This window comes from Pantoea deleyi (assembly GCF_022647325.1).
Lineage (GTDB): Bacteria > Pseudomonadota > Gammaproteobacteria > Enterobacterales > Enterobacteriaceae > Pantoea > Pantoea deleyi.
The window spans coordinates 2,978,559-3,004,525 of the sequence record NZ_CP071405.1 but is presented as its reverse complement, the minus strand read 5'-3'; the positions used below and the strand labels follow the sequence as shown (position 1 = coordinate 3,004,525).

Annotated in this window: 23 protein-coding genes; 11 read left to right on the top strand and 12 right to left on the bottom strand. The window is 55.9% G+C overall.

The features are described 5' to 3' along the window. Positions 1-162: 162 nt before the first annotated feature. Entirely contained in the window at positions 163-1,611 is a 1,449-nt protein-coding gene (thiI, locus tag J1C59_RS14245; RefSeq protein WP_128084907.1) for a tRNA uracil 4-sulfurtransferase ThiI, read from the top strand. Between the two features lie 59 nt (positions 1,612-1,670). On the opposite strand, the gene yajL is transcribed toward thiI, so the two are convergent. Together yajL and panE are read right to left on the bottom strand one after the other, a co-directional pair. Then, a complete protein-coding gene (yajL, locus tag J1C59_RS14240) occupies positions 1,671-2,267 on the bottom strand; it encodes a protein deglycase YajL (RefSeq protein ID WP_128084906.1) in 597 nt (198 codons plus the stop codon). Further along, positions 2,221-3,141, bottom strand: a complete 921-nt coding sequence (panE, locus tag J1C59_RS14235; protein ID WP_128084905.1) for a 2-dehydropantoate 2-reductase — start codon at positions 3,139-3,141, stop codon at positions 2,221-2,223. Before panE ends, yajL begins: the two co-directional genes overlap by 47 nt. Positions 3,142-3,276: 135 nt before the next feature. On the opposite strand from panE, the gene J1C59_RS14230 reads away from it, so the two are divergent. Then, on the top strand, positions 3,277-3,768 hold the full coding sequence (locus tag J1C59_RS14230; protein WP_111142254.1) for a YajQ family cyclic di-GMP-binding protein: 492 nt from the start codon (positions 3,277-3,279) through the stop codon (positions 3,766-3,768). Positions 3,769-3,931: 163 nt separating this feature from the next. Here the strand turns inward: J1C59_RS14230 and J1C59_RS14225 are convergent, their stop codons facing one another. The 8 genes from J1C59_RS14225 to J1C59_RS14190 form a co-directional block, all read right to left on the bottom strand. After that, positions 3,932-5,296, bottom strand: coding sequence for an MFS transporter (locus J1C59_RS14225; RefSeq protein ID WP_128084904.1), 1,365 nt, complete (start codon positions 5,294-5,296; stop codon positions 3,932-3,934). A gap of 132 nt (positions 5,297-5,428) precedes the next feature. Beyond that, positions 5,429-6,316 carry a heme o synthase gene (gene cyoE, locus J1C59_RS14220; protein WP_111142256.1) on the bottom strand — a complete coding sequence of 296 codons (888 nt, stop codon included), beginning with the start codon at positions 6,314-6,316 and terminating at the stop codon, positions 5,429-5,431. A gap of 13 nt (positions 6,317-6,329) precedes the next feature. Next, complete coding sequence (locus tag J1C59_RS14215) at positions 6,330-6,659, bottom strand: cytochrome o ubiquinol oxidase subunit IV (protein WP_008924889.1); 330 nt, start codon at positions 6,657-6,659, stop codon at positions 6,330-6,332. Continuing rightward, entirely contained in the window at positions 6,659-7,276 is a 618-nt protein-coding gene (locus tag J1C59_RS14210) for a cytochrome o ubiquinol oxidase subunit III (protein ID WP_111140969.1), read from the bottom strand. The genes J1C59_RS14215 and J1C59_RS14210 overlap by 1 nt, the downstream gene beginning before the upstream one ends. Continuing rightward, positions 7,276-9,258 carry a cytochrome o ubiquinol oxidase subunit I gene (gene cyoB, locus J1C59_RS14205; protein WP_128084903.1) on the bottom strand — a complete coding sequence of 661 codons (1,983 nt, stop codon included), beginning with the start codon at positions 9,256-9,258 and terminating at the stop codon, positions 7,276-7,278. Before cyoB ends, J1C59_RS14210 begins: the two co-directional genes overlap by 1 nt. Before the next feature lie 4 nt (positions 9,259-9,262). Then, positions 9,263-10,189 carry a cytochrome o ubiquinol oxidase subunit II gene (gene cyoA, locus J1C59_RS14200; protein ID WP_111140967.1) on the bottom strand — a complete coding sequence of 309 codons (927 nt, stop codon included), beginning with the start codon at positions 10,187-10,189 and terminating at the stop codon, positions 9,263-9,265. A gap of 445 nt (positions 10,190-10,634) precedes the next feature. After that, complete coding sequence (gene ampG, locus J1C59_RS14195) at positions 10,635-12,125, bottom strand: muropeptide MFS transporter AmpG (protein ID WP_128084902.1); 1,491 nt, start codon at positions 12,123-12,125, stop codon at positions 10,635-10,637. 54 nt (positions 12,126-12,179) lie between these two features. Continuing rightward, on the bottom strand, positions 12,180-12,758 hold the full coding sequence (locus J1C59_RS14190) for a lipoprotein (protein WP_128084901.1): 579 nt from the start codon (positions 12,756-12,758) through the stop codon (positions 12,180-12,182). Positions 12,759-13,043: 285 nt separating this feature from the next. Between J1C59_RS14190 and bolA the strand changes: the two genes are divergently transcribed. The 9 genes from bolA to J1C59_RS14145 all read left to right on the top strand — a co-directional run bounded on the left by bolA (position 13,044) and on the right by J1C59_RS14145 (position 23,463). Next, positions 13,044-13,358 carry a transcriptional regulator BolA gene (gene bolA, locus J1C59_RS14185; RefSeq protein WP_008924895.1) on the top strand — a complete coding sequence of 105 codons (315 nt, stop codon included), beginning with the start codon at positions 13,044-13,046 and terminating at the stop codon, positions 13,356-13,358. Positions 13,359-13,651: 293 nt separating this feature from the next. Continuing rightward, positions 13,652-14,956 (top strand): trigger factor, encoded by a 1,305-nt coding sequence (gene tig, locus J1C59_RS14180; protein ID WP_128084900.1) that lies wholly within the window; start codon positions 13,652-13,654, stop codon positions 14,954-14,956. A 335-nt stretch (positions 14,957-15,291) separates the two neighbouring features. Beyond that, complete coding sequence (gene clpP / locus J1C59_RS14175) at positions 15,292-15,915, top strand: ATP-dependent Clp endopeptidase proteolytic subunit ClpP (protein ID WP_111140963.1); 624 nt, start codon at positions 15,292-15,294, stop codon at positions 15,913-15,915. 134 nt (positions 15,916-16,049) lie between these two features. Next, on the top strand, positions 16,050-17,321 hold the full coding sequence (clpX, locus tag J1C59_RS14170) for an ATP-dependent protease ATP-binding subunit ClpX (protein WP_111140962.1): 1,272 nt from the start codon (positions 16,050-16,052) through the stop codon (positions 17,319-17,321). Positions 17,322-17,507: 186 nt separating this feature from the next. Further along, positions 17,508-19,862 carry an endopeptidase La gene (gene lon, locus J1C59_RS14165; protein ID WP_128084899.1) on the top strand — a complete coding sequence of 785 codons (2,355 nt, stop codon included), beginning with the start codon at positions 17,508-17,510 and terminating at the stop codon, positions 19,860-19,862. Positions 19,863-20,075: 213 nt separating this feature from the next. After that, positions 20,076-20,348, top strand: coding sequence for a nucleoid-associated protein HU-beta (gene hupB, locus J1C59_RS14160; RefSeq protein WP_033731763.1), 273 nt, complete (start codon positions 20,076-20,078; stop codon positions 20,346-20,348). Positions 20,349-20,595: 247 nt separating this feature from the next. Further along, a complete protein-coding gene (gene ppiD, locus J1C59_RS14155; RefSeq protein ID WP_128084898.1) occupies positions 20,596-22,464 on the top strand; it encodes a peptidylprolyl isomerase in 1,869 nt (622 codons plus the stop codon). Between the two features lie 140 nt (positions 22,465-22,604). Continuing rightward, on the top strand, positions 22,605-22,964 hold the full coding sequence (locus J1C59_RS14150; protein WP_128084897.1) for a ComEA family DNA-binding protein: 360 nt from the start codon (positions 22,605-22,607) through the stop codon (positions 22,962-22,964). A 100-nt stretch (positions 22,965-23,064) separates the two neighbouring features. Continuing rightward, entirely contained in the window at positions 23,065-23,463 is a 399-nt protein-coding gene (locus tag J1C59_RS14145) for a YbgC/FadM family acyl-CoA thioesterase (protein ID WP_128084896.1), read from the top strand. A 49-nt stretch (positions 23,464-23,512) separates the two neighbouring features. On the opposite strand, the gene queC is transcribed toward J1C59_RS14145, so the two are convergent. Continuing rightward, positions 23,513-24,208 carry a 7-cyano-7-deazaguanine synthase QueC gene (gene queC, locus J1C59_RS14140; protein WP_128084895.1) on the bottom strand — a complete coding sequence of 232 codons (696 nt, stop codon included), beginning with the start codon at positions 24,206-24,208 and terminating at the stop codon, positions 23,513-23,515. 28 nt (positions 24,209-24,236) lie between these two features. Next, the gene (locus J1C59_RS14135) at positions 24,237-25,967 is read right to left on the bottom strand and encodes an SgrR family transcriptional regulator (protein WP_128084894.1); all 1,731 of its coding nucleotides are present in this window, start codon (positions 25,965-25,967) and stop codon (positions 24,237-24,239) included.

Below are 25,967 nucleotides of genomic sequence, written 5' to 3'. Positions count from 1 at the left end.
AAAATAATCAATGCGGCGGCTGATGAAGAAGCAGTCACCTGACAAAGGTGATATACTCCCGCGCCTCGGATGCGGTTGCGCCTTGCAGCCCGCAATTTTGTGATTTTACCAGCTAAGTGCTGCCTGTTTTAGCACTTATTTGCCCAACGAAGCTGTGTCGCCATGAAGTTTATCATCAAGTTATTTCCTGAAATCACCATCAAGAGTCAGTCGGTGCGTTTGCGCTTTATCAAGATTCTTGCCAGCAATATCCGTAACGTCCTGAAAACCGTGAGCGACGATATCGCCGTTGTGCGTTTCTGGGATCACATTGAAGTGCGGTCAAAAAATCCGGCGCTGCGGGACATTATTCCCGATGAGCTGACGCGCATTCCGGGGATCCATCACGTTTTAGCGGTCGAAGATCGTGAGTACACCGACGTCCATCACATCTTCGAACAGACGCTGGCGCAGTATCGCGACAGTCTCGAAGGAAAGAGCTTCTGCGTACGTGTAAAACGCCGTGGTAAGCATAGCTTCAGTTCGCAGGATGTGGAGCGTTATGTCGGCGGCGGTCTGAATCAGCACATTGAAAGCGCCCGCGTGCAGCTAAAAAACCCGGAAGTCACGGTTCATCTTGAGGTCGAAGAGAACCGCCTGACGCTGGTTACCGCGCGCTACGAAGGCCTGGGCGGCTTCCCGATCGGGACGCAGGAAGATGTGCTGTCGCTGATTTCCGGAGGGTTTGACTCCGGCGTCTCCAGCTACATGCTGCTGCGCCGTGGCAGCCGCGTACACTACTGCTTCTTCAACCTTGGCGGTGCCGCGCATGAGATCGGCGTCCGTCAGGTGGCACACTATCTGTGGAATCGCTTTGGCCGTTCACACCGCGTGCGCTTCGTGGCCATCAATTTCGAGCCGGTAGTGGGCGAGATCCTGGAAAAAGTGGATGACGGGCAGATGGGCGTGGTGCTGAAGCGCATGATGGTGCGCGCCGCCTCGACGATTGCAGAGCGCTACGGCGTGCAGGCGCTGGTCACCGGTGAAGCGGTCGGTCAGGTTTCGAGCCAGACGCTGACCAATCTGCGTCTGATTGATAATGCGTCCGATACGCTGATTCTGCGTCCCCTGATCTCGCACGATAAAGAGCACATCATCCGGATTGCCCGTGAGATCGGCACCGAAGATTTTGCCAGCACCATGCCGGAATATTGTGGCGTGATCTCGAAAAGCCCGACGGTGAAAGCGGTGAAGGCGAAGATTGAGGCCGAAGAGCAGAATTTCGACTTCACCATTCTGGATCGGGTGGTGGAAGAGGCGACCAACGTCGATATCCGTACCATCGCTGAGCAGACCGAAGAGGAAGTGGTAGAGGTGGAAACCGTCGCCCTGCTGAGTGAAAACGATGTGGTGCTGGATATCCGCGCCATCGACGAGCAGGAAGAGAATCCGCTGGAGCTGAACGCCACGGAAGTGAAGTCGCTGCCGTTCTATAAACTCAGCACTCAGTTTGGCAATCTTGATCAGAACCGCACCTGGCTGCTCTATTGCGATCGCGGTGTGATGAGCCGTCTTCAGGCGCTCTACCTGCATGAGCAGGGCTTTAAGAACGTCAAAGTCTACCGGCCGTAAGCGGCGCGTCGCCAGTCAGGCCTGCTCAGGGCTGACTGGCGTCACCGGAACGGCCGGGTTCAGGCCTGATAGTCGTAAATGCCGGGGGCCAGCACCAGCTGTGCCGCAACCTCGCGCGCTTTCTCTTTTCCCGCCAGCAGATCGATCAGCTTCAGCGCAAAATCCATCGCCGTGCCCGGCCCCTGGCTGGTCAGCAGGTTGACGCGCGGATCCCAGACGACGCGACGCTCCATCCACTTTTCCGCCGGAATCGTCTCTTTTAAGCCAGGAAAACCGGTCATGTTGCCGATCGGGAAAAGGTCGTGCGGGATCAGCACCGTGCCTGCGGCGGCGCAGATCGCGGCGACGATTTTCTCGTTGAGGTGAAACTGACGCACCGTTTCGACCAGCAGCGGGCTGTCGCGAAAGGTTTCAGCACCTTTGAGGCCGCCGGGCAGGACAATCGCGGCGAAATCGTTGTCGGCGACCTCGACCAGCGTGACGTCAGCCAGCAGACGCACACCGCGCGAGCAGACGATCTCCCGGCTGCCATCGCTTTCGACGCTGGCGGTGACGACCCTGATTCCGGCCCGGACCAGCAGGTCGAGGGTGGTGACGGCTTCGGTTTCTTCACTGCCATGTGCCAGGCAGACCAGCACCGATGCGTTCGCGCTCATAATGAGACTCCTTGCGTTTAATCATGTCATACAGACGGCTGTTTTCCGTCAGCACCAGGCCGTGCGTCCGGGCGCGGCGCAGCAGAAAACCACTGATATAGTCGATTTCAGTGAGCCGCTGGGCGCGCACGTCCTGCAGCATCGAAGAGGTGTTGGCCGCGGTGCTTTCAATCACGTCGAAGATAATGTCCTGCAGACTTTCGCTGGCGATGCTCTGGCCTTCACGCTCCATTACCCAGCTGATCTCTTCGCAGAGTTGCGCGATCTGCGCCGGATAAGCGCGCAGGGCGCCGTTCTGGCACGCATACTCCACGCTCAGCGGATTGATAATGCAGTTAACGGCCAGCTTACGCCAGCAGGCCGCCCGGATATTGTCATGCCAGGCCACGTCGGGCAGGGCAGGGTGCAGGATATCGGCCAGGTCGCTGTAGGCGGCACTCTTGCGGTTGCCGGGGCCGATGTGGGTGATGCCGCTGGCAATATGTTTGATGACGGTGCCATCGCGCATGGCGGCATGGGTCGTCACGCCGCGCAGCAGCGGCTGCGTCAGCCCTTTCAGCTCCTCCAGCGTGCCCATGCCGTTATGCAGCAGCAGCACCGGGCAGTTCTCCGGCAGAATGCTCTCCAGGTTTTTGACGGCGGGCGAGACCTGCGGCGCTTTAAGCGTGACCAGCAGGAGCTGGCTTTCCGCCAGAAACAGCGGATCGTTGGCGATAAACGTGCGATTTGAGATCGTGCCCTGCGGATCGATCACGTTTGCCGAGCAGTAGGGCTGCGGCACCCGCAACCATCCCTGCACTTCATGTCCCTGGCGGGCAAGCGCTGTCAGCCAGACCTGACCCAGTGCGCCGCAACCTAACACGGTAATTTTCATACTGCCTCCCGCTGGCGGGCTATCCATCTGTTATTTGCTGTCACACCCTTATTATAGCGTTGTGTGCAGCCTGATTTTATTTAGCACCCTAAGACGCGTATTATGCATGTCACTTTAGCGTCAGGAGAAGAAGAGATGCCATCTTTCGATATCGTTTCAGAAGTCGATCTGCAGGAAATTCGCAATGCGGTGGAGAATGCCAACCGTGAAGTGTCGACCCGCTTCGATTTCCGCAACGTGAGCGCCGAGTTTGAGCTCAACGAAAAGAATGAAACCATTAAAATCACCAGCGAGTCCGACTTTCAGGTTAAGCAGCTGGTCGATATTCTGCGTGAGAAACTGCTGAAGCGCGGGATTGAAGGCGGTGCCTTAGAGGTGCCGGAAGAGATTGAGCACAGCGGTAAGAGCTGGACGGTCGAGGCGAAACTGAAAAAAGGCATTGAAAGCGATGTCGCGAAGAAGCTGGTGAAGCTGATCAAAGACAGCAAGCTGAAAGTGCAGACGCAGATTCAGGGCGAAGCGCTGCGTGTGACCGGTAAAGCGCGTGATGATTTGCAGAGTGCGATGGCTATCGTGCGCGGCAGCAATCTGGGGCAGCCGTTCCAGTTTAAAAACTTCCGCGATTAAGCGGAGAAGGCTGCGCGCGATCACTACGCAGGCTGTGCAGTAAAGAAACCCGGCGCAGGCCGGGTTTTTTGTTGTCGTCAGGGGCGTGTCTCTGGGGATGGGGGACTTGCCGATCCGGCCGCTCAGCGAAAAGGGCGGCTATCGCCACAATACCGTTCCGCAGTCAGCAACTGCCCAGCAGCGCCTCCAGCTCCGGACGGCTGGTGACCTTGCTGTCAATTTTGATGTAGGCGCTTTTCTCTTCCGGCACGATAAACACGGCGTTCACCCCCGGCTGCGCTTTCAGACGCTGCTCCAGATTCGGCACGGCCAGTGCCGCGTCGCTCAGCACGATGCGCAGGCTGCTGACATAAGGCGGCTCCTGCATCGTCATGCTGACAAACAGCCAGGCCGCCGCCACCATCGCGCCAACCATGAAGACGGTCTGCGCATCGAAATGCCCGAAGACCCAGCCGCCCATGCTGCCGCCCACCGCGACGCCCAGGAACTGGCTGGTGGAGTAGATCCCCATCGCCGTGCCTTTGTAGCCCGCCGGCGACTCTTTACTGATCAGCGAAGGCAGAATCGCCTCCATCAGGTTAAAGGCGAAGAAGAAGAGCTGAACACCCAGCACCAGCGTCCAGAAATGGCCTTCTGCGCCCCAGAGCACGATTTCGGCGATGACGATCATCCCGACGCAGCCGACAAAGACCCGCTTCATGCGGCGCTTCACTTCGGCATAGATGATGAACGGCACCACGCCGGCAAAGGCGATCAGCATGGTGGTGAGATAGACCTTCCAGTGTTCGGGCGCCGGGAAGCCCGCCTGCTCAAACTGACCCGGCAGGGCCACAAAGCTCGACATCAGCAGAACGTGCAGGCAGAAAATCCCGATGTTCAGCTTCACCAGACGCGGATTCGCCAGCACTTTGCGGAAGCTGCCTTTCACCATGCCGGACTCGCGGTTCAAAACATGGTGGGAGGCGGAAGGCACCACCAGCAGCGTGATCACGATACCCAGCGAGGCCAGAATCGCAATCATCCAGAACAGCGCATGCAGACCCAGCGCGTGCGTCACCACCGGACCAACGACCATCGCGATCGCGAAGGTGATGCCAAAACTGATGCCGATAAACGCCATCGCCTTGGTGCGGTTCTGCTCACGGGTTAAATCGGAGAGGAGGGCCATCACGGCCGCAGCAATCGCGCCTGAGCCCTGGAGCGCACGACCCAGAATAATGCCCCAGATAGAGTCGGTGCTGGCAGCGATCACGCTGCCCAGAACAAACAGCAACAGCCCGCCAACGATCAGCGGCTTACGCCCGATGCGATCGGAAAGCAGACCAAAAGGGATCTGAAATATCGCCTGGGCGAGGCCATAAATGCCAATTGCCAGGCCGATCAAGGCTTCACTCGCACCCTGTAATGCCATGCCATAAGTGGTCAGTACCGGCAGGACCATAAACATTCCCAGCATTCGCAGGGAAAAGACCGTACCGAGGCCCCATGTGGCACGCAGCTCCACCGGAGTCATTTTATTATCGTTCATTCCAACCTCTGTTAATGTGCTGCATTTATTCTAGGGGGCGGGGCAGGGCGGGTAAAACAATAGTTTTTAAGCAGTGGTAACAAAAAGAAAGGGCGCGAAAATCGCGCCCTTTTCATGCCTTTTCGGTGCTGATTACCAGACGTAAGTCAGCAGGTCCTTCGACACCGGTGCCATCGAATCGACCGACATCATCACGCTCAGCGCGGTGATGGTGACGATAGAGAAGACAAACAGTTTACGCGCCCAGACACGGTCATCTGCCGTTTTATAACCCGACAGGGCCATGCCCAGCCACCAGACGCTGACCGCAGCGGCCACCACCAGATATTTGTAGCCCGCATAACCGCCCAGCGTCAGCATCAGCGTGGCAATCATAAACGCCAGGATATAGAGCGTAATATGATTTTTAGCCACCGAGATGCCTTTCACCACCGGCAGAACCGGGATGTTCGCGGCCTGGTAATCTTTAAAGCGGAAGATGGCAATCGCGTACGAATGCGGCATCTGCCATAGGCTGAAGATCGCCAGCAGGATTAATGCGCCTGCATCAAACTGGTTGGAGACAGCGCAGTAGCCGATAACCGGCGGCGCAGCGCCCGACAGACTGCCAATCAGCGTGCCGTAAACGGAGTGACGCTTCATGTAGAGGCTGTAAATGCCCACGTAAACCACGAAGCCCATCACCGCCAGCCACATGGCCAGCGGATTAGCACCGAAGTAGAGCAACGCAAAGCCAGCAATACCCAACACAGTGGCGTAAACCAGGCTTACTTTCGCGGAGATAAGGCCTTTTACCAGCACCCGATTCCTGGTTCTCTCCATCTTGATGTCGATGTCGCGGTCGATCACGTTGTTGAAAACACAACCGGATGCAACCACCAGTGACACGCCCACCAGGGTGATGAGAAACAGGGCGTAATCCGTGTTGCCTTTGGAGGCCAACAGGAATCCGCCGATCACAGAAATTAAATTCCCGAAAATAATTCCTGGTTTTGTAACTTGCAGGTATTGCTTAAACATTACGTGTGACTCTTTAGTGAGGCATCATGTTGTAGTTGAGGTTCCACATGATCCACAGTGAGCCTACTACGACAATCAGGATGATGATGGCCGAGAAGACAATGGCTACCATGTTCCAGCCACCCTCAGATTTGCTGTCTAAGTGCAGGAAGTAAACCAGGTGCACCAGCACCTGAATCACTGCACACACCAGGACAACACCAAGGATCGTACCGTGAGATGCACTGCCATCCATTACCATCCAGAACGGGATCGCCGTCAGGATGATAGAGAGGATGAAGCCGATCATGTAGGACTTCACGCTACCGTGTGAAGCGCCATGTTCGTTAACAGAATGACTCATTACATGGCTCCCATCAGGTAAACAACGGTGAAGACGCAAATCCAGACCACGTCCAGGAAGTGCCAGAACAGGCTCAGGCACATGATACGGGTGCGGTTAGTCGCGTTCAGGCCACGTCTGGAGATCTGGAACATCAGTACCAGCATCCAGATCAGACCGGAGGTCACGTGCAGACCGTGGGTACCCACCAGCGTAAAGAAGCCAGACAGGAAGCCGCTGCGATCCGGGCCAAAGCCTTCGGCAATCAGGTGATGGAATTCATAGATTTCCATCCCGATGAAGCCCAGACCGAACAGGAAGGTCAGCGCCAGCCAGCCGATAACGGCCCCTTTTTGCTCCTTGTTCATGGAGATAACAGCCATGCCGTAAGTGATGGAACTCAGCAGCAGCAGGGCGGTTTCTACCAGAACAAATGGCAGCTCAAAGATATCTTTACCTGCCGGGCCACCGGCAGTGTTGTTGACCATGACAGCATAGGTCGCAAACAGGGTTGCGAAGATAATGCAGTCACTCATCAGGTAGATCCAGAAGCCAAAGACTTTATTGGCTCCTGCATCGTGATGCCCATGCTCCGCATGGGCGTCGTGGTGATGTTTAATCAGAGTTTCAGTTGACATTATTTCAGACCTGCTTTGCTGATTTCGTCAAAGTGCTGGTTTTCAATCTTCTGAACTTCAGCAACCGGAACGTAGTAATCCACGTCTTCGTCGAAGCTCTTCACGATCCAGGTAACGATCATGCCGAGGAATGAAAGACCCGCCATCCACCAGATATGCCAGATCAGCGCGAAACCCATTACCGTTGCGAATGCGCAGATGACGATAGCAGCACCGCTGTTTTTCGGCATATGAATCTCTTCGTACGATGCCGGCTGTTTGTACGCTTCGCCTTTCTCTTTCATTTCCCAGAACGCGTCGCGCTCATGCACATGTGGGATAACAGCAAAGTTATAGAACGGTGGTGGTGAAGAGGTTGCCCACTCCAGCGTACGACCGCCCCACGGGTCACCGGTCAGGTCACGGTTCTGATGACGATCACGTACCGAGACATAGAACATGGTCAGCTGACACAGGATACCCAGTGCAATCAGACCTGCACCGACCGCAGCCACGACCAGCAGAGGGTGGAACTGTGGATCGATGTTCTGGCTCAGACGACGGGTCATACCCATGAAGCCCAGTGCGTACAGCGGCATAAAGGCAACGAAGAAGCCGATAATCCAGAACCAGAATGCGCGCTTGCCCCAGGTTTCGTTCAGGGTAAAGCCGAACGCTTTCGGGAACCAGTAGGTCACACCCGCCATACAACCGAAGACCACACCACCGATAATAACGTTATGGAAGTGCGCAATCAGGAACAGGCTGTTGTGCAGAATAAAGTCAGCACCCGGAACGGCCAGCAGAACACCGGTCATACCCCCGACAGAGAAGGTTACCAGGAAGCCAACGGTCCACAGCATGGCAGAGTGCATCTGAATGCGGCCCTGGTACATGGTGAACAGCCAGTTAAAGATTTTAACCCCGGTCGGAATCGCGATGATCATCGTCATGATACCGAAGAAGGCGTTAACGTTGGCACCCGCACCCATGGTGAAGAAGTGGTGCAGCCAGACGATGAACGACAGAACGGTGATGGCGATGGTCGCCCAGACCAGAGAGGTATAACCGAACAGACGTTTTTTGGAGAAGGTCGCGGTAATTTCTGCGAACACACCAAACACCGGCAGTACCAGGATATACACTTCCGGATGGCCCCAGACCCAGATCAGGTTGACGTACATCATCATGTTCCCGCCCATTTCATTGGTGAAGAAATGGAAGCCGAGATAACGATCAAGCGTCAGCAGCGCCAGGGTCACGGTCAGAACCGGGAACGCAGCGATGATCAGGACGTTGGTGCACAGTGCGGTCCAGGTGAAGACCGGCATTTTGAACAGGCTCATGCCTGGCGCACGCATCTTCAGGATGGTCACGAAGAAGTTAATACCGGTTAAGGTCGTACCAATACCTGAGAGCTGAAGGCTCCAGATCCAGTAATCGACCCCGACGCCGGGACTGTACTCCGCGCCGGATAGCGGCGGATACGCCAGCCAGCCGGTCTGTGCGAACTCGCCCACACCCAGAGAAATGTTAACCAGGATCACACCGACCGCAGTAAACCAGAAGCTCAGGTTGTTCAGGAACGGGAACGCAACGTCACGTGCACCAATCTGCAACGGAACGGCGATGTTCATCAGGCCAACCACGAAAGGCATCGCCACGAAGAAGATCATAATCACGCCGTGCGCGGTAAAGATCTGGTCGTAGTGGTGCGGTGGCAGAATGCCCGCTTCACCGGCCGAAGCCATTACCTGTTGGGTACGCATCATGATGGCATCAGCGAAACCACGCAGCAGCATGACGAACGCCATGATGACATACATGATACCCAGGCGTTTGTGGTCGACTGACGTCAGCCATTCAGACCACAGATATTTCCACTTACCAAAATAGGTGAGCGCAGCGACCAGCGCCAGACCACCTAAGATGATAGCGACGACCGTGACCATGATAATCGGCTCATGGTACGGCACTGCATCCAGTGTTAATTTTCCGAACATCGTATTATTCCTCGGCTCCCGCGGAAGCGGTGTGACTCATGTCCATACCTTCATGCTGTGGCATGTCCATTTTCCCGTGGCTCATCTTGAACTTGTCGATGACTTGCATGAACAGTTTCGGATCAGCTGAAGAGAAATATTCCACCGGGTGATTTTCGCTTGGCACAGCCACCTTCTCGAAATCATCCATGGTAGTCAGCGTGTTAGGGGCTGCTTTAACTTTAGCCACCCACTGCTGGAATTCCGCATCGTCTTTGGTTGCAATGGCTTTGAACTTCATGCCAGAGAAACCACGACCACTGAAGTTCGCAGAGATACCGTCGAAAGTTCCCGGCTCATTCGCAATCAGATGCAGCTTGGTCTGCATACCAGCCATCGCATAGATCTGGCTGCCGAGCGTTGGGATGAAGAAAGAGTTCATGACGGAGTTAGAGGTGATTTTGAAGTTCACCGGAGTATTTGCCGGGAAGGCAATCTGGTTCACGGTCGCAATACCCTGTTCCGGGTAAATGAACAACCATTTCCAGTCCAGTGCAACCACATCGATCTCAACCGGCTTCACATCGGATTGCAGCGGTTTGCTGGGCTCCAGTGCATGGGTCGATTTCCAGGTCAGCACGCTGAGGAAGAGAATGATCAGGATCGGAATGGTCCAGACCACGGCTTCCACTTTGTTAGAGTGTGACCAGTTAGGGCTGTACTTCGCATTCGTGTTGGACGCCCGATACTTCCAGGCAAACACCACGGCCATCAGGACTGCGGGAATCACGACGATCAACATCAGGCCAAAGGCAGTCAGTATCAGCGAACGTTGCTCCAGTGCAATCTGTCCTTTGGGATTTAACAATGCACTATCGCAGCCACTCATTAATAAAGTGCCTGCAATTAATGACAAAATCCCCAAACTTTTATTGTATTTACTGAGTCTCATTTAACGACCTCAATGACAAAGGGCTCTATTGTCGTTTAAGTGTGCGCGCATTTTACGGGAAGGTTTATGCAGTGTAAACCAGCTTAAGAATGTGTCAGATACGTGTTGACACCTTTTGCTAGGGGTGTCACAGATGTTGCGCCAGGTGACAAATAATTAACGCAGACAAGCAGTTGGCACCAATATAACAAAAACCAATGGAAGCCACCGCGAAAAAATCAGGGAAAGGAATAACCCTTACTTTTAACTCCCAAATATTTAACAAGTCTGCATCATTTGTGTGATGAAATTTAACTAAAGTAATTGCTCACCGGTTTTTAGTATTCAGTCTGCGTCTCCTCAGGCCATATTGTTATTTTTTGAAAATAACACGCGATGATAAATGACCGCGGCTTTTTCGGCTGTCAAAAAAATAAGCCACGGTCCGTCAACCTATCGATTTCGCTTAAGCGTCGGATGCAGGGTGCACAGGCGTTTTTTTCAGCGCCCGGTAGTCCAGCAGCACGCCAGCCAGCACCGCCAGCAGGGCGAGCGTCATGCCCAGCTCAAACAGATGCGTCAGCCATGACGAAAGTGCCGTCCAGCCCAGCGCATCCATTGCCAGCGCCACCAGCCAGAGCGCCAGAATACCGCACCCGGTTGCAAACAGACGATTCGTCCAGCGATAGCCATGAGGATAGTAGCTGCGCGTGAGGAATTTGCCACTCCGCTCCACCTGATTCAGCGTCTGACGGCAAAACAGCAGCAGCAGCAGACCCGGCAGACCGGCTACCACTGTGAAAGCATAAAACGTCGGCCAGCCCCACAGCTCGACCAGCCAGCCAGCTGCCGGGCCGACATAGACCCTGCCGACCGCCGAGAGCGCCGAGAGCAGCGCAAACTGGGTTGCCGAAAACGATTTGTTACAGAGTGTCATCAGCAGGGCGACAAAGGCCGCGGTGCCCATCCCGCCACAGAGATTTTCAACGAAGACCGCGCTGGCCATACTCCACAGTTGTTTGTCGGTCACCGCCAGCAGCCAGTAGCCAAAGTTGGACACCGCCTGTAGCACGCCAAAAATCAGCAGCGCGCGGAACAGGCTCAGGCGCTGCATCAGCACGCCGCCGTACAGGGCGCCGATAATCGTCGCCAGCAGGCCCAGGGTCTTGTTGACCAGGCCGACGTCACCGGCGTTGAAGCCGACGCCGCGAATCAGAAAGGTGGTGGTCAGCGAGGCGGCAAAGGCATCGCCCAGCTTGTAAAGAATGATCAGGGTAATCAGCAGCCACGCATTGTTGCGCTGGAAGAAATCCTTCAGCGGATCGACGACCGCCTGACGCAGCGAGTGGGGCGTGGCAATGCGCGTGTCCGGCTCGCTGGCCATCAGCGTCGCGATAATCCCCGGCACCATCATCAGCGCCATCAGCCAGTAGGTGGCCTGCCAGCCCAGATAGCGATCAGCCAGCCACAGCGCCAGCCCGCCCGAAATCAGCATCGCCAGCCGGTAGCCCAGCACGGTGATCGCTGCGCCGCTGCCGCGCTCCTCCGGCGGCAGGATGTCCGTTTTCCAGGCGTCAAACACGATATCCTGCGAGGCGGAACAGAAGGCAATCAGCACCGCCAGCGCGGCCATCAGAGTCAGATCGCGTCCGGGCTGCAGAAAGCCCATGGCGAGAATGCCGCCCACCAGCGCCAGCTGGCTTACCAGCAACCAGCCGCGACGCCGGCCCAGAAACGGCGGCGTGTAGCGGTCCATCATCGGCGACCAGAGAAATTTAAAGACATAGGCCTGGCCGACCAGTGAAAAGAAACCGATGGTTTTCAGATCGACATTGTCCACCGTCATCCATGCCTGCAACGTGCCGGAAGTCAGTGCCAGCGGCAGTCCGGAAGCAAAACCGAGGAGTAACAGGACGGCGGCGTTTTTCTGGCGGAAGAGGCGGAGATAGTGATTCATGCGCATCCTGCAGATAACAAAGTGCCCTGCGCGAGGCAGGGCAGGGAGGAGAAATTAACGGGCGTTCTGTTTAATGAAGTCGTTGACGCTGGTGTCCTGCGCCATATCGGCGATCACGTCGCTCATGGTGGCATTCACGGCGTTGGTAATCTTCTGGTTGCTGGCGTTGAACGCGCCTTCTACGCTGTAAGTCTGGCGGTAGTTTTTAACCTGCTTGTTGCCGTTTTTCGCGGTAGCGATGATAGAGATGTCCGCTTTGGTGGTGATGCTGTAGCGCACGTTACCCTGCGTCACATCGGCATAGAGGTTATTGACCACAATCTGCAGGTCGACCGCGCCATCAGGACCGATCATATATCCGCGTGCGGTCATCTGCTTCTCCAGCACTTCCTGCAGCAGGAAACGCAGATCGCGCGATGGGGTTAAGGTCACTAACTGACCGTCACGGTTCACTTTTGCCAGCGCCTGATCTTTACGCTGGTCGGCGCCGTTGATGCTGACGGTCACGCCCATCAGACCCGGATCCTGCTGTGGCAGCTCAATTTTAGGCTGGATAGTCAGGGTAGTATTGCTGGTTGCACAGCCGGCCAAAACAAACGCAGCCAACAGTGGGAATAACAGTTTTTTCAACATACTTTTTCTCGTTGGTGTCAGGGGGTTGGTTTGCAAAAACTGCGGCCATCATAGCATTGCCCGGCAGTGAAAAAAGCCCTGTCGCAGGTGAAATTGTGTCTGAAATCGATTTAAACGGCGCTTCCGGCGGCGGGGTTGCGGTTCGTTTCAGCTGGGGTATGATGCGCGCGGTTTACGTGCAGATCACAAATGCAAAATTTACCTTCTGCTGACGGGTAAGCGCACAAAAAGCGACTAAGATTGAATGAGATGGGGCACTGCGCTCGCCATTGAGGAGTAATAGCCATGATCCGCGAACAAATAGAAGAAAAGCTGCGTGTGGCGTTTCAGCCAGCTCATCTGGAAGTGCATGACGAAAGTTACCGTCACAACGTGCCCGCCGGGTCTGAAAGCCACTTTAAAGTGGTGATTGTCAGCGACTGCTTTGCGGGCCAGCGTTTTCTGGCGCGTCATCGCCTCATCTACGGCGAACTGGCGGCGGAATTAGCGGGCAGCGTTCACGCCCTGGCCCTGCATACCTACACGCTGAAAGAGTGGGAAGGATTGCAGGATACGGTACTCGCGTCCCCCAACTGCCGGGGGGCCGGTACGCTCGCCTGATCTCCCTTCTCCTGAACGGCCTGCGGGCCGTTTTTTCATTTATTTAGCGATAAACGCGATCCCTGGCTCAAAAAAGCAGCAAAGTTGCTGAAAAGTGGTGAGTTAGCGTCCTCGACTCATTCCGGTGATGTCGCTATAATGCTGCGTCTATTTTTCCGGAATGTCTTCGGGACGCTTCTGGTAACAGGGATCAGGTTCTCTTCACGGAAGCCGTCCCGGTTGTTAGATACGGCGCATTTCACGATGTGTGGTGTCTGAAGTTGACCGAGCACGTGATTTTTTGAGGTAACAAGATGCAAGTTTCTGTAGAGACCACTCAGGGCCTGGGCCGTCGCATTACGATTACTGTCGCTGCTGACAGCATCGCAAGCGCAGTAAAAAAAGAACTGGTTGACGTTGCCAGGAAAGTTCGCATCGACGGTTTCCGTAAAGGCAAAGTGCCGATGAACATCGTTGAACAGCGTTACGGCGCTTCTGTTCGTCAGGACGTGCTGGGCGAGCTGATGACGCGCAACTTCGTTGATGCCATCATCAAAGAAAAAATTAATCCGGCTGGCGCACCAAACTACGTGCCAGGCGAATACAAAGAAGGTCAGGACTTCACCTACGCGGTTGAGTTCGAAGTTTATCCGGAAGTTGAGCTGAAAGGCCTGGAAAACATCGAAGTTGAAAAACCGCTGGTTGAAGTGACCGACGCTGACGTTGACACCATGCTGGACACCCTGCGCAAGCAGCAGGCCAACTGGATCGAAAGCGACGCGGCTGCAGGCCCGGAAGATCGTGCAACGCTCGATTTCAACGGTTCTGTTGATGGCGAAGAGTTCGAAGGCGGCAAAGCCTCTGATTTCGTTCTGGCCATGGGCCAGGGCCGCATGATCCCAGGCTTCGAAGAAGGCGTTGTGGGTCACAAAGCGGGCGAAACGTTCACTATCGACGTGAAATTCCCGGACGACTACCACGCAGAAACCCTGAAAGGGAAAGATGCGAAGTTCGAGATCGTGCTGAAGAAAGTTGAAACGCGCGAACTGCCAGAGCTGACCGAAGAGTTCATCAAACGTTTCGGCGTTGAAGATGGTTCCGTCGCTGGCCTGCGTACCGAAGTGCGTAAAAACATGGATCGCGAGCTGAAAGGCGCAATCCGCAACCGTATCAAGTCTCAGGCTATCGACGGCCTGGTCGCAGCGAACGAAATCGACGTTCCTGCAGCCCTGATCGACAGCGAAATCGACGTTCTGCGTCGTCAGGCTGCACAGCGCTTTGGTGGCAACGAAAAACAGGCGCTGGAACTGCCACGCGAACTGTTTGAAGAGCAGGCTAAACGCCGTGTGGTTGTCGGTCTTCTGCTGGGCGAAGTGATTCGTACCCACGAGCTGAAAGCAGACGACGCGCGCGTGAACACCATGATTGAAGAGATGGCTTCTGCGTATGAAGATCCGCAGGAAGTGATCGAGTTCTACAGCAAGAACAACGAGCTGATGAACAACATGCGCAACGTCGCGCTGGAAGAGCAGGCGGTTGAAGCGGTCCTGGCGAAAGCTAAAGTGACCGAGAAAGAGACCAACTTCCAGGATCTGATGAACCAGACCGCTCAGGCCTGATCACTCAGTTAACCTTCTGTGCTGAGCCCGTGACTGAAAAGTCGCGGGCTTTTTTGTCTTCTGCGTCCGGCGCCGGGTGCTTTGCAGCTATTTGTTTAATTTATCGGCAAATTATTCACGCATCGCTTTTTCCGGGTTAGCGAACAGGCAAAAGATTGTTATGCTTGAAACATGCGTGCAGCATCCCCAGATAATGGGAGTATGCAGAAATGAGAGTGAGGCTGGCTGATTAACCGTCCTGAAGGTGTCGGAAAAGATGCGGCGTGGAGTTTCCCGCGCGTCTTACGTAGAATCGGTACAGAATGTTGCCAATGAAATTTATCCAGGAGACGGTAATGTCATACAGTGGCGATCGTGAATATACTGCACCGCACAATGCGCTGGTGCCAATGGTGGTTGAACAAACTTCGCGTGGTGAGCGTTCTTACGACATCTACTCCCGTCTGCTGAAAGAGCGCGTCATTTTTCTGACCGGCCAGGTTGAAGACCACATGGCGAATCTGATTGTGGCGCAGATGCTGTTTCTGGAAGCTGAGAATCCGGAAAAAGATATCTATCTCTACATCAACTCACCGGGCGGTGTGATCACGGCCGGTATGTCGATCTACGACACCATGAAATTTATCAAACCGGATGTCAGCACCATCTGTATGGGTCAGGCCTGCTCCATGGGCGCTTTCCTGCTGACGGCGGGCACCAAAGGCAAGCGTTTCTGCCTGCCTAACTCACGCGTCATGATCCACCAGCCGCTGGGCGGCTATCAGGGCCAGGCGACCGACATCGAAATCCATGCGCGCGAAATCCTGAAAGTGAAGCAGCGTATGAATGAGCTGATGGCCGAGCATACCGGTAAAACGCTGGAAGAAATTGAGCGTGATACCGAGCGCGATCGTTTCCTCTCTGCAAATGAAGCGGTAGAGTATGGATTAGTCGATTCGATTCTGACGCATCGTCAATAAGACCCGACCTGCCGTTGTTCCTGGTCTATAGTTATCGGGACAACGGTACTGTAATGGGTTGAATGAATTTCGGCCGTCTCTGCACGGCCAGCGCCATACGCGGGTATGGCCTGAGAACAGGAAGAGGTTAACTGATGACAGATAAGCGCAAAGACGGTTCAGGAAAGTTGCTGTACTGCTCTTTTTGCGGCAAAAGCCAGCATGAAGTGCGAAAGCTGATTGCCGGGCCGTCAGTGTATATCTGCGATGAGTGTGTTGACCTGTGCAACGACATCATTCGCGAAGAGATTAAAGAAGTCGCTCCGCACCGCGAACGTAGTGCTCTGCCTACCCCACATGAGATCCGCCATCACCTCGATGATTACGTCATCGGTCAGGAAAGAGCGAAGAAAGTGCTGGCGGTGGCGGTCTACAACCACTACAAGCGTCTGCGTAACGGCGATACCAGCAACGGTATTGAACTGGGCAAAAGTAACATCCTGCTGATCGGCCCGACCGGTAGCGGTAAAACACTGCTGGCCGAAACGCTGGCTCGCCTGCTCGATGTGCCTTTCACTATGGCGGATGCAACCACGCTGACCGAAGCGGGTTACGTGGGTGAAGACGTTGAAAACATCATCCAGAAACTGCTGCAGAAGTGCGACTACGACGTGCAGAAAGCGCAGCGCGGCATCGTCTATATCGATGAAATCGACAAAATTTCACGTAAGTCTGACAACCCGTCGATTACCCGCGACGTGTCAGGCGAAGGTGTTCAGCAGGCTCTGCTGAAACTGATCGAAGGCACCGTGGCCGCCGTTCCACCGCAGGGCGGGCGTAAACATCCGCAGCAGGAGTTCCTGCAGGTCGATACCTCTAAGATCCTGTTTATCTGTGGCGGCGCATTCGCCGGTCTGGATAAGGTGATCTCGCAGCGTGTTGAAACCGGCTCCGGTATCGGCTTCGGCGCAACCGTCAAAGGTAAATCGCAGAAAGCCAGCGAAGGCGAGCTGCTGTCACAGTGCGAACCTGAAGATCTGATCAAATTTGGTCTGATTCCGGAGTTCATCGGCCGTCTGCCTGTGGTGGCCACCCTGAGCGAGCTCAGTGAAGAAGCGCTGATTCAGATCCTGCGTGAACCGAAAAACGCCCTGACCAAACAGTACCAGGCGCTGTTTAACCTGGAAGGCGTTGAGCTGGAGTTCCGTGACGAGGCGTTAACGGCGATCGCCAAGAAGGCGATGTCACGTAAAACCGGTGCGCGTGGTCTGCGTTCAATCGTAGAAGGCGCGTTGCTGGAAACGATGTATGATCTGCCTTCCATGGACGATGTAGAGAAAGTCGTGATTGATGAATCAGTTATTGATGGTCAGTCTGACCCGATGTTGATCTACGGTAAGCATGAAGCCCAGGCATCTGGCGAATAAATAAACAGATCGTCCATGTTGTACTCGTAAAAAAGGGGAAAATCTTTCCCCTTTTGCTTTTCTCGCCTCTGTGACGTTGAATGTCGGACAATCATCCCCATATACTCAGATACCTGTGGGTTTAACTGCATACCTGCCTGATGCGGTTCCCATCACCTGGCGGACATTAAACAAAGAGAGAGCTCTATGAATCCTGAGCGTTCTGAACGCATTGAAATCCCCGTGTTGCCGCTGCGCGACGTGGTGGTTTATCCGCACATGGTAATTCCGTTGTTTGTTGGCCGGGAAAAATCAATTCGGTGCCTTGAAGCCGCAATGGATCATGATAAAAAAATCATGCTGGTCGCACAGAAAGAGGCTTCAACGGATGAACCTGGCATTAACGATCTCTTCTCAGTAGGGACCGTTGCATCTGTATTGCAAATGCTGAAACTGCCGGATGGCACCGTCAAAGTTCTGGTCGAAGGTTTACAGCGCGCCCACATTACGACGCTGGCCGATAACGGTGACCATTTCGTGGCACAAGCTGAATATCTGGTGTCGCCAGAGATCGAAGAGCGCGAGCAGGAAGTCCTGGTGCGCACGGCGATCAATCAGTTTGAAGGCTATATCAAACTCAATAAAAAGATCCCCCCTGAGGTTCTGACCTCGCTGAACAACATTGACGATGCGGCGCGCCTGGCCGACACCGTTGCGGCACATATGCCGCTGAAGCTGGCCGACAAACAGTCTGTGCTGGAGATGTCCGACGTCAACGAGCGTCTGGAATATCTGATGGCGATGATGGAATCTGAAATCGATCTGCTGCAGGTTGAGAAGCGCATTCGCAACCGCGTCAAGAAGCAGATGGAGAAGAGCCAGCGCGAGTACTATCTGAATGAGCAGATGAAGGCGATTCAGAAAGAGCTGGGCGAGATGGACGACGCGCCTGACGAGTATGAAGCGTTAAAACGCAAAATCGACGCGGCCAAAATGCCGGAAGAGGCGCGCGAGAAAGCGGAAGCTGAGCTGCAGAAGCTGAAAATGATGTCCCCGATGTCTGCGGAAGCAACCGTGGTTCGCGGCTATATCGACTGGATGGTGCAGGTTCCGTGGAACGCCCGCAGCAAAGTGAAAAAAGATCTGCGTAAGGCGCAGGAGACTCTGGATACCGACCATTACGGCCTGGAGCGCGTGAAGGATCGTATCCTTGAGTACCTTGCGGTGCAGAGTCGCGTCAGCAAAATTAAAGGCCCGATTCTGTGCCTGGTCGGACCGCCAGGTGTCGGTAAAACCTCGCTGGGCCAGTCGATCGCGAAAGCGACTGGCCGCAAATATGTGCGTATGGCGCTGGGCGGCGTGCGTGATGAAGCAGAAATCCGTGGTCACCGCCGGACATACATCGGCTCGATGCCGGGTAAACTGATCCAGAAAATGGCCAAGGTCGGGGTGAAAAACCCGCTGTTCCTGCTGGATGAGATCGACAAAATGTCCTCCGACATGCGTGGCGATCCCGCGTCTGCGCTGCTGGAAGTGCTCGATCCTGAGCAGAACATCGCGTTCAACGACCATTACCTGGAAGTCGATTATGACCTCTCAGATGTGATGTTCGTGGCGACCTCGAACTCCATGAACATTCCGGCACCGCTGCTGGATCGTATGGAAGTCATCCGTCTGTCGGGTTATACCGAGGATGAGAAGCTGAACATCGCCAAACAGCACCTGCTGACCAAGCAGATCGAACGTAACGCGCTGAAAGCCAGCGAGATTACGGTCGAGGACAGCGCGATTATCGGCATCATCCGTTACTACACCCGCGAAGCCGGGGTACGTAGCCTTGAGCGTGAGCTGTCGAAACTGTGCCGTAAAGCGGTGAAATCACTGCTGATGGACAAGAGTAAAAAGCACATCACCATCAATGGCGAAAACCTCAAGGACTTCCTGGGCGTTCAGCGCTTTGACTATGGCCGTGCCGACAGTGAAAACCGCGTGGGCCAGGTCACCGGTCTGGCGTGGACGGAAGTGGGCGGCGATCTGCTGACCATCGAAACCGCCTGCGTGCCGGGCAAAGGTAAGCTCACCTACACCGGTTCGCTGGGCGAGGTGATGCAGGAGTCGATTCAGGCTGCGCTGACGGTGGTACGTGCCCGTGCCGAGAAGCTGGGCATCAATGGTGACTTCTACGAGAAACGCGATATTCACGTTCACGTTCCTGAAGGTGCCACACCGAAAGATGGTCCGAGTGCCGGTATCGCCATGTGTACGGCGCTGGTCTCCTGTCTGACCGGGAACCCGGTGCGGGCGGATGTGGCCATGACCGGTGAGATCACCCTGCGCGGTCAGGTGCTGCCGATTGGCGGACTGAAAGAGAAACTGCTGGCCGCACACCGTGGTGGCATCAAAACCGTGCTGATCCCGGACGACAACAAGCGTGATCTGGAAGATATTCCACAGAACGTGATTGCCGACCTGGAGATCCACCCGGTGAAACGCATTGAAGAGGTGCTGAATCTGGCCCTGGAAAATGCGCCATACGGCATGCAGGTCGCGACAGCAAAATAGTGATTAACGGCAAAAACCGTTAAAAAGCGGAGCTGGCAAGGCAATTGGCGCTTGCCAGCTTTTTTTTGTGCCGCTAATTTAGGTGGCTGCCGACGCGACGATCTCAGAGAAAACCCGTTGTTTCGGCTCCACAGGCTTGATATAACTTGCTGCGCGTTCGTACCCGGCCGGAAGCCCGGTACGATGTGAAATAATAAAGAGGGGATGAAGAGAGTGAATAAGTCACAATTGATCGACAAAATTGCTGCGGATGCTGATATTTCTAAAGCGGCAGCGGGACGTGTTTTAGATGCATTTATGGGTTCCGTTTCTGATGCGCTGAAAGAGGGCGACGAAGTGGCCCTGGTCGGTTTCGGCACCTTCTCCGTGCGTGACCGTGCGGCACGTACCGGTCGTAACCCACAAACCGGTAAAGAGATCACCATCCCGGCCGGTAAAGTCCCCGGTTTCCGTGCTGGTAAAGCATTGAAAGACGCCGTCAATTAATAAGAACGAATAGATTCATTGACGCATTTTCTTCAGTGGATTAGAGGACGCTTTGCGCGTTCTCATGTAACATACAGGCACATCAATCAGATGTGCCTTTTTTGTTTTAACCGGTGAGAATCGGGCCGTAAAATGGGCCAGGACCGGATTGAGACTGCCAGCGGAGCCAGCAGTTACGTGAGACGCCAGCCAGTGGCGAATTACGACCGAGCTTTACATTCACACTACAGCGGAGTGTTGCCATACCATGATGGACAATTTACGCGCGGCGTCGAACCATGTCGTGCTCAAGATTATTTTGGGGCTGATTATCCTCTCCTTTGTGCTGACGGGCGTTGGCAACTATCTGATTGGCGGCAATAACGACTATGCAGCCAGGGTCAACGGTCAGGAGATCAGCCGGGGACAGCTGGAGCAGGCGTTTAACAGCGAACGCAACCGTCAGCAGCAGATGCTGGGCGACCAGTTTTCGCAGCTGGCCAGCAACGATGGCTACATGCAGCAGATCCGCCAGCAGGCGCTGTCGCAGCTGATCGATCAGGCGCTGCTCGACAGCTACATCAAAGATCTTCACCTCAGCATCAGCGACGATCAGGTTAAGCAGGCGATCTTCAATCAGCAGGCGTTCCAGACCAACGGCAAATTCGACAACGCGAAATATCTGGGCCTGATCGGTAACATGGGCTTCAGCGCGGATCAGTATGCGGAAGCGCTGCGCAAGCAGCTCTCTAACCAGCAGCTGATCAATGCGGTGGCGAACACCGACTTCACGCTGAAAGGTGAAGCCAGCAAACTGGTAGACCTGGTGTCACAGCAGCGTGAAATCCGTCAGGCCACGCTGGATGTCAACGCGCTGGCGGCCAAACAGACCGCCACCGACGACGAAATCAGCCAGTATTATCAGCAGCACAAAAGCAGCTTCATGGCACCGGAGCAGTTCCGTGTCAGCTACCTGCTGATGGATGCGGCCAGCATGCAGCAGGCGGCCAGCGACGCGGATATTCAGGCCTGGTACGATCAGCATAAAGCGGACTACACCCAGCCGCAGCGCAACCGCTACAGCGTTATTCAGACCAAAACAGAAGCCGATGCCAATGCGGTTCTGGCGCAGCTGAAAGCGGGCGCCAGCTTCGCTGACGTGGCGAAAGCCAAATCGATCGACCCGATCTCTGCCCGTAAAGGCGGTGATATGGGCTGGCTGGAACCGTCAACGACGCCGGACGAGCTGAAAAATGCGGGTCTGACAGAGAAAGGCCAGATGTCAGGCGTGATCAAATCCTCTGTGGGCTTCCTGGTGGTTCGCCTGGATGATATCCAGCCAGAGCAGGTTAAATCGCTGGACGACGTCCGCAGCGCCGTTGCGGCCAAAGTGAAGCAGGAGAAGGGGGTTGATGCCTTCTACAAACTGCAGCAGAAGGTCAGCGAAGCGGCCAGCAATGACAACGAGTCACTGGCGGGTGCCGAGCAGGCGTCAGGTCTGAAAGCCAAAGAGACCGGCTGGTTCAGTCAGGACACGCTGCCAGCGGAGCTGAATTTCGACGCGGTGAAACAGGCGATCTTCAATGGCGGTCTGGCAGGCCAGAACGGCGCGCCGGGCAATAACTCCGATATCATCACCGTCGATGGCGATCGTGCCTTTGTGCTGCGTATCAGCGAGCATAAACCGGAAGCGGTGAAACCGCTGGATCAGGTTAAGGCGCAGATCACCGACACGCTGAAGCATGACAAAGCGACGCAGCAGGCTAAAGCTCAGGCCGATAAGCTGCTGGCCGACCTTAAAGCCGGTAAGCAGGATGCGCTGACGGCGGCAGGCCTGACGCTGAGCGCCAGCAAGACCGTAGATCGTAATGCACAGGATCCGGTTGCTCAGGCTGCCTTCAATCTGCCTCAGCCAGCGGATAACAAACCGTCCTGGGGTGTCAGCGAAGATATGCAGGGCAACGTAGTGCTGGTGGCGGTCGATAAGGTTAAAACCGGCAGCATGCCGCAGGCGCAGATTGACGAAATGGTCAAAGGCGTCACGCAGAACAATGCGCAGCTGACCTTTGAAGCCTTACTGCAGAACCTGCGTAAAGAGGCCAAAATCAAGTACGGCGCAGCCGCACAAATGCAGTAAGCCTCGCAGAAATAGCGTAACGACTGTAACAATCAAAGGCCGCACTCGCGGCCTTTTCCATTTCTGTTATCCGGCGTTTGAGCCTTGTGCCGGGCGGTGACACGCTGTCGCTGCTGATTACACACAAGGAGAAACTCAGCATGGCTAAATCTCAACTCGTTACCCTCTGTCTGTCCCTCGCGCTGGGCGGCGCACTCGGCTACAGCAGCCTCTCGGTGGCCACGGAAGCGGAACCGGCCGCCCGCGTCGTTACGCAGAGTGGTTCACCGGCTTCGCCGCGGGAGATCACCCCGCCGCTATTGCAGGAGCAGGTCAGCATCAACCAGGCGACAGCCGAACAGCTCTCTGCCGCCCTGAATGGCGTGGGACTGAAAAAGGCCCAGGCGATTGTGAACTATCGCGAACAGTACGGGCCTTTCAGCGATATTCAGCAACTCGGTGAAGTACCGGGCATTGGCAATGCGCTTATCGAACGCAATGCGGCCCGGCTGAAACTGTGAGGCAACACACATCGGTGATGCTTAATCTCCTGAAGCCAGACCACTCTGCTAAAGTGAACAGGTCCAACCAGTTAACCTAAGCGAGCAGGAGAGCATGACCATGCAGACCACAATAAAAGTGCGCGGCTATCATCTGGATGTCTATCAGCACGTCAACAATGCGCGCTATCTTGAGTTTCTTGAGGAGGCGCGCTGGCAATGGCTGGAAGAGGTCGAGGCATTTCACTGGTTGCTGGAGCAGAAGCTGGCTTTCGTCGTGGTCAATATCAATATCAACTACCGTCGCCCGGCCGTGCTGGGCGACGTGCTGGCGATAGAGAGTGAGATCACCCAGTTAAATGGCAGGAGCGGCATCATTGCGCAGCGGGTGATGCTGGCAGGACAGGAGACCGTGGTGGCGGATGCTGCGCTGACCTTTGTCTGCATCGATCTGCACACCCAGAAGGCGGTTGCGCTGGAAGGGGAACTCCGCGAGCGTCTGATGCGCCTGATGGTCTGAGCCGGAAAGGCGGCAGCCAGGAAGGATCTGCCGCCGTGCCCGGACGGTGTCAGTTCAGGCCGCTTTTTGCCTTCATGGCGGCCATCACGCCCGGCCGGTCGTCGAGATACGCCTGTAAACCTCTGGCCCGTAAATGACAGGCTGCGCACTCACCACAGCCGTCGCCTTTCACGCCGTTGTAGCAGGTCAGCGTCTGCTCGCGCACCAGGGTGAGCTGCTGCCAGTAGTCCGCCAGCGCCCAGGTTTCCGCTTTATTGAGCCACATCAGCGGCGTCTCGAAACGGATGGTGCGCGCCATGCCCAGCGTAACCGCCTGGTTCAGAGCTTTGACAAACTCATCGCGGCAGTCAGGATAGCCGGAAAAATCGGTTTCGCAGACGCCGGTGATCACCGCTTCCGCCTCAACCTGATAGGCGTAAACCGAGGCCAGCGTCAGGAAGAGAATGTTGCGTCCGGGGACGAAGGTGCTGGGCAACCCGCTGGCCGCAGGATCGTAAGCCGGCACCGGAATGTTATCCCGCGTCAGACTGCTGACGGCGAGTTCGTTCAGCATGGTGACGTCCAGCACTTTGTGCGCGCGCGCGCCCAGCGTTATCGCCAGCGCCTGTGCCACCTCGATCTCTTCCCGGTGGCGCTGTCCATAGTCGAAGGTGACGCAGTGGACTTCATCATAAAGCTGCAGAGCCTGGATCAGGCAGGTGGTGGAATCCTGTCCACCGCTGAAAACAACAACCGCGCGTTTCATGGCATTTTCCTGGTAATGAATTTTGCGCCTATGGTAATGCCTCAGTCCCTCGCTGAACAGCGGCAGGAGGATCGACAGGGGGCGGGATCCAGGCACGGCTGAAATCGAACCAGCCCAGCGTGTTCAGTTCAATGCCCTCCACGCCGGGCGGCGCGTGGATCTGGTAGCGATAATTGAACAGGGGCAGCAGGATACCGCCGTGCATCAGCCCATCGTAAAGCTGGTGCAGCGCGCGGCTGCGGGCTTCTCCATCCGCGATCTGCCGGATAGCCTCCAGCTGCGCCGCCACCGCTTCGCCCTGCGCGGTGGACCACAGCGGCCGCCACAGCGGATCAATCTGCAGCCAGCTGGCCAGGGTAAAGATCGGCGCATCGCCAATCAGCCGATCGCCCATCACGATATCCGCTTCATCAGGCGGGGCCAGGGTGTGCCAGTTTTTAACCGGATGAAACACCACTGTCAGGGCGCAGCCGTGCGCGTCCAGCAGCGTGACCAGCGCCTGCGACATCTCATGCAGCTCCACCGGTAACTGATAATGCAGCGTCAGGGTCGCCGGTAAATCAACCGGAGCGTCATCAAATTGCGGCACGCCCCAGCCGGGTAGCAGCTCCCGGCTGGGGGTGATTAATCCCTCATCCAGCGGCAACCGGCCGACGATGCCACTCTGCTGGATCAGCTGAAAAAGTCTGCGCGCCTGGTCAGCGGTAAAACCGGCCCGCGGGCGGCAGACCAGGTAACAGAAGCCGAGACTGATGCTGCTGCTCACGGGCTGCAGCGTCCTGAGCGCGGCGGGTTCGCCTATCGCAATCTGCACCGGATGACGGCAGCTGCTGCCCAGGCTGGGATCAAACAGCTGCGGCGTGATCCAGTACTCCACCGCCTGCAGCAGCGGCTGCTGCAGATGCCAGCGCGCATGGCTGTCGATCCTGACCAGCTCAGGTCTGAAGTGCCGCAGTTTCCAGGGGCCGCTGCCGATGGCGGGTTCCGTGGGGTGGGGCAGCAGACACAGCAGGTGGGCGAGGCGATGCGGCAGCCAGAAATCTGGCTGCCTCAGGGTAAACCGCACGGCAAGCGGATGGGGCGCATCGACGCTGCCCACCTCAGCCAGCAACTGGCTGACGCGCGGATCCTGCCCCAGCTGGCGGAACTGTGTCACCAGTTGCCCGGCCTGGACAGGCTCATCGTTGTGCCACATCAGCTGCGGCCGCAGCCAGAATAGCCAGTGGCAGGCCGTTTCATCGTGCTGCCAGTGATGTGCCAGATCGCCGACCGGCTCATCCTGCTCAAAGCGGGTCAGGCCGGAATAGATCTGACGAACCAGATGCTGTTCAGCGCGACCGGCAATCTGACGCGGATCGGTACTTTCCATGGGCCGGTAGTAGGGGATGCGCAGGACCGGCGTATCATTCTGCCACTGGCCGCCCATCAGGGGCCGCAGCATGTTGATGAGCCTCTCCGGCGGCAGGTCCAGCAGTTGCAGGGCATCCGCCGCCTCACCGGCCTCAAGCTGCCGCTGCAGGAGCTGCTGACGTAACTGTTCCGGCGTGCGCAGAAACCGCAGCTGCCCCTGCTTGCCGCGGCCGGGCTCGCCCTGCCAGCTGAGCCAGCCGGCATGCTGCCACTGTGACAGTAGAGTACGCAGATGACGCTCGCTGCAGATGCAGTGGCGGGCCATCTCCGCTACGCAGGTCTGCTGTGGCGCGCCCTGACTCTGCTGCCACAGACGCTGAAACTGATTGAGACGGTTAAGCTGGCGCAT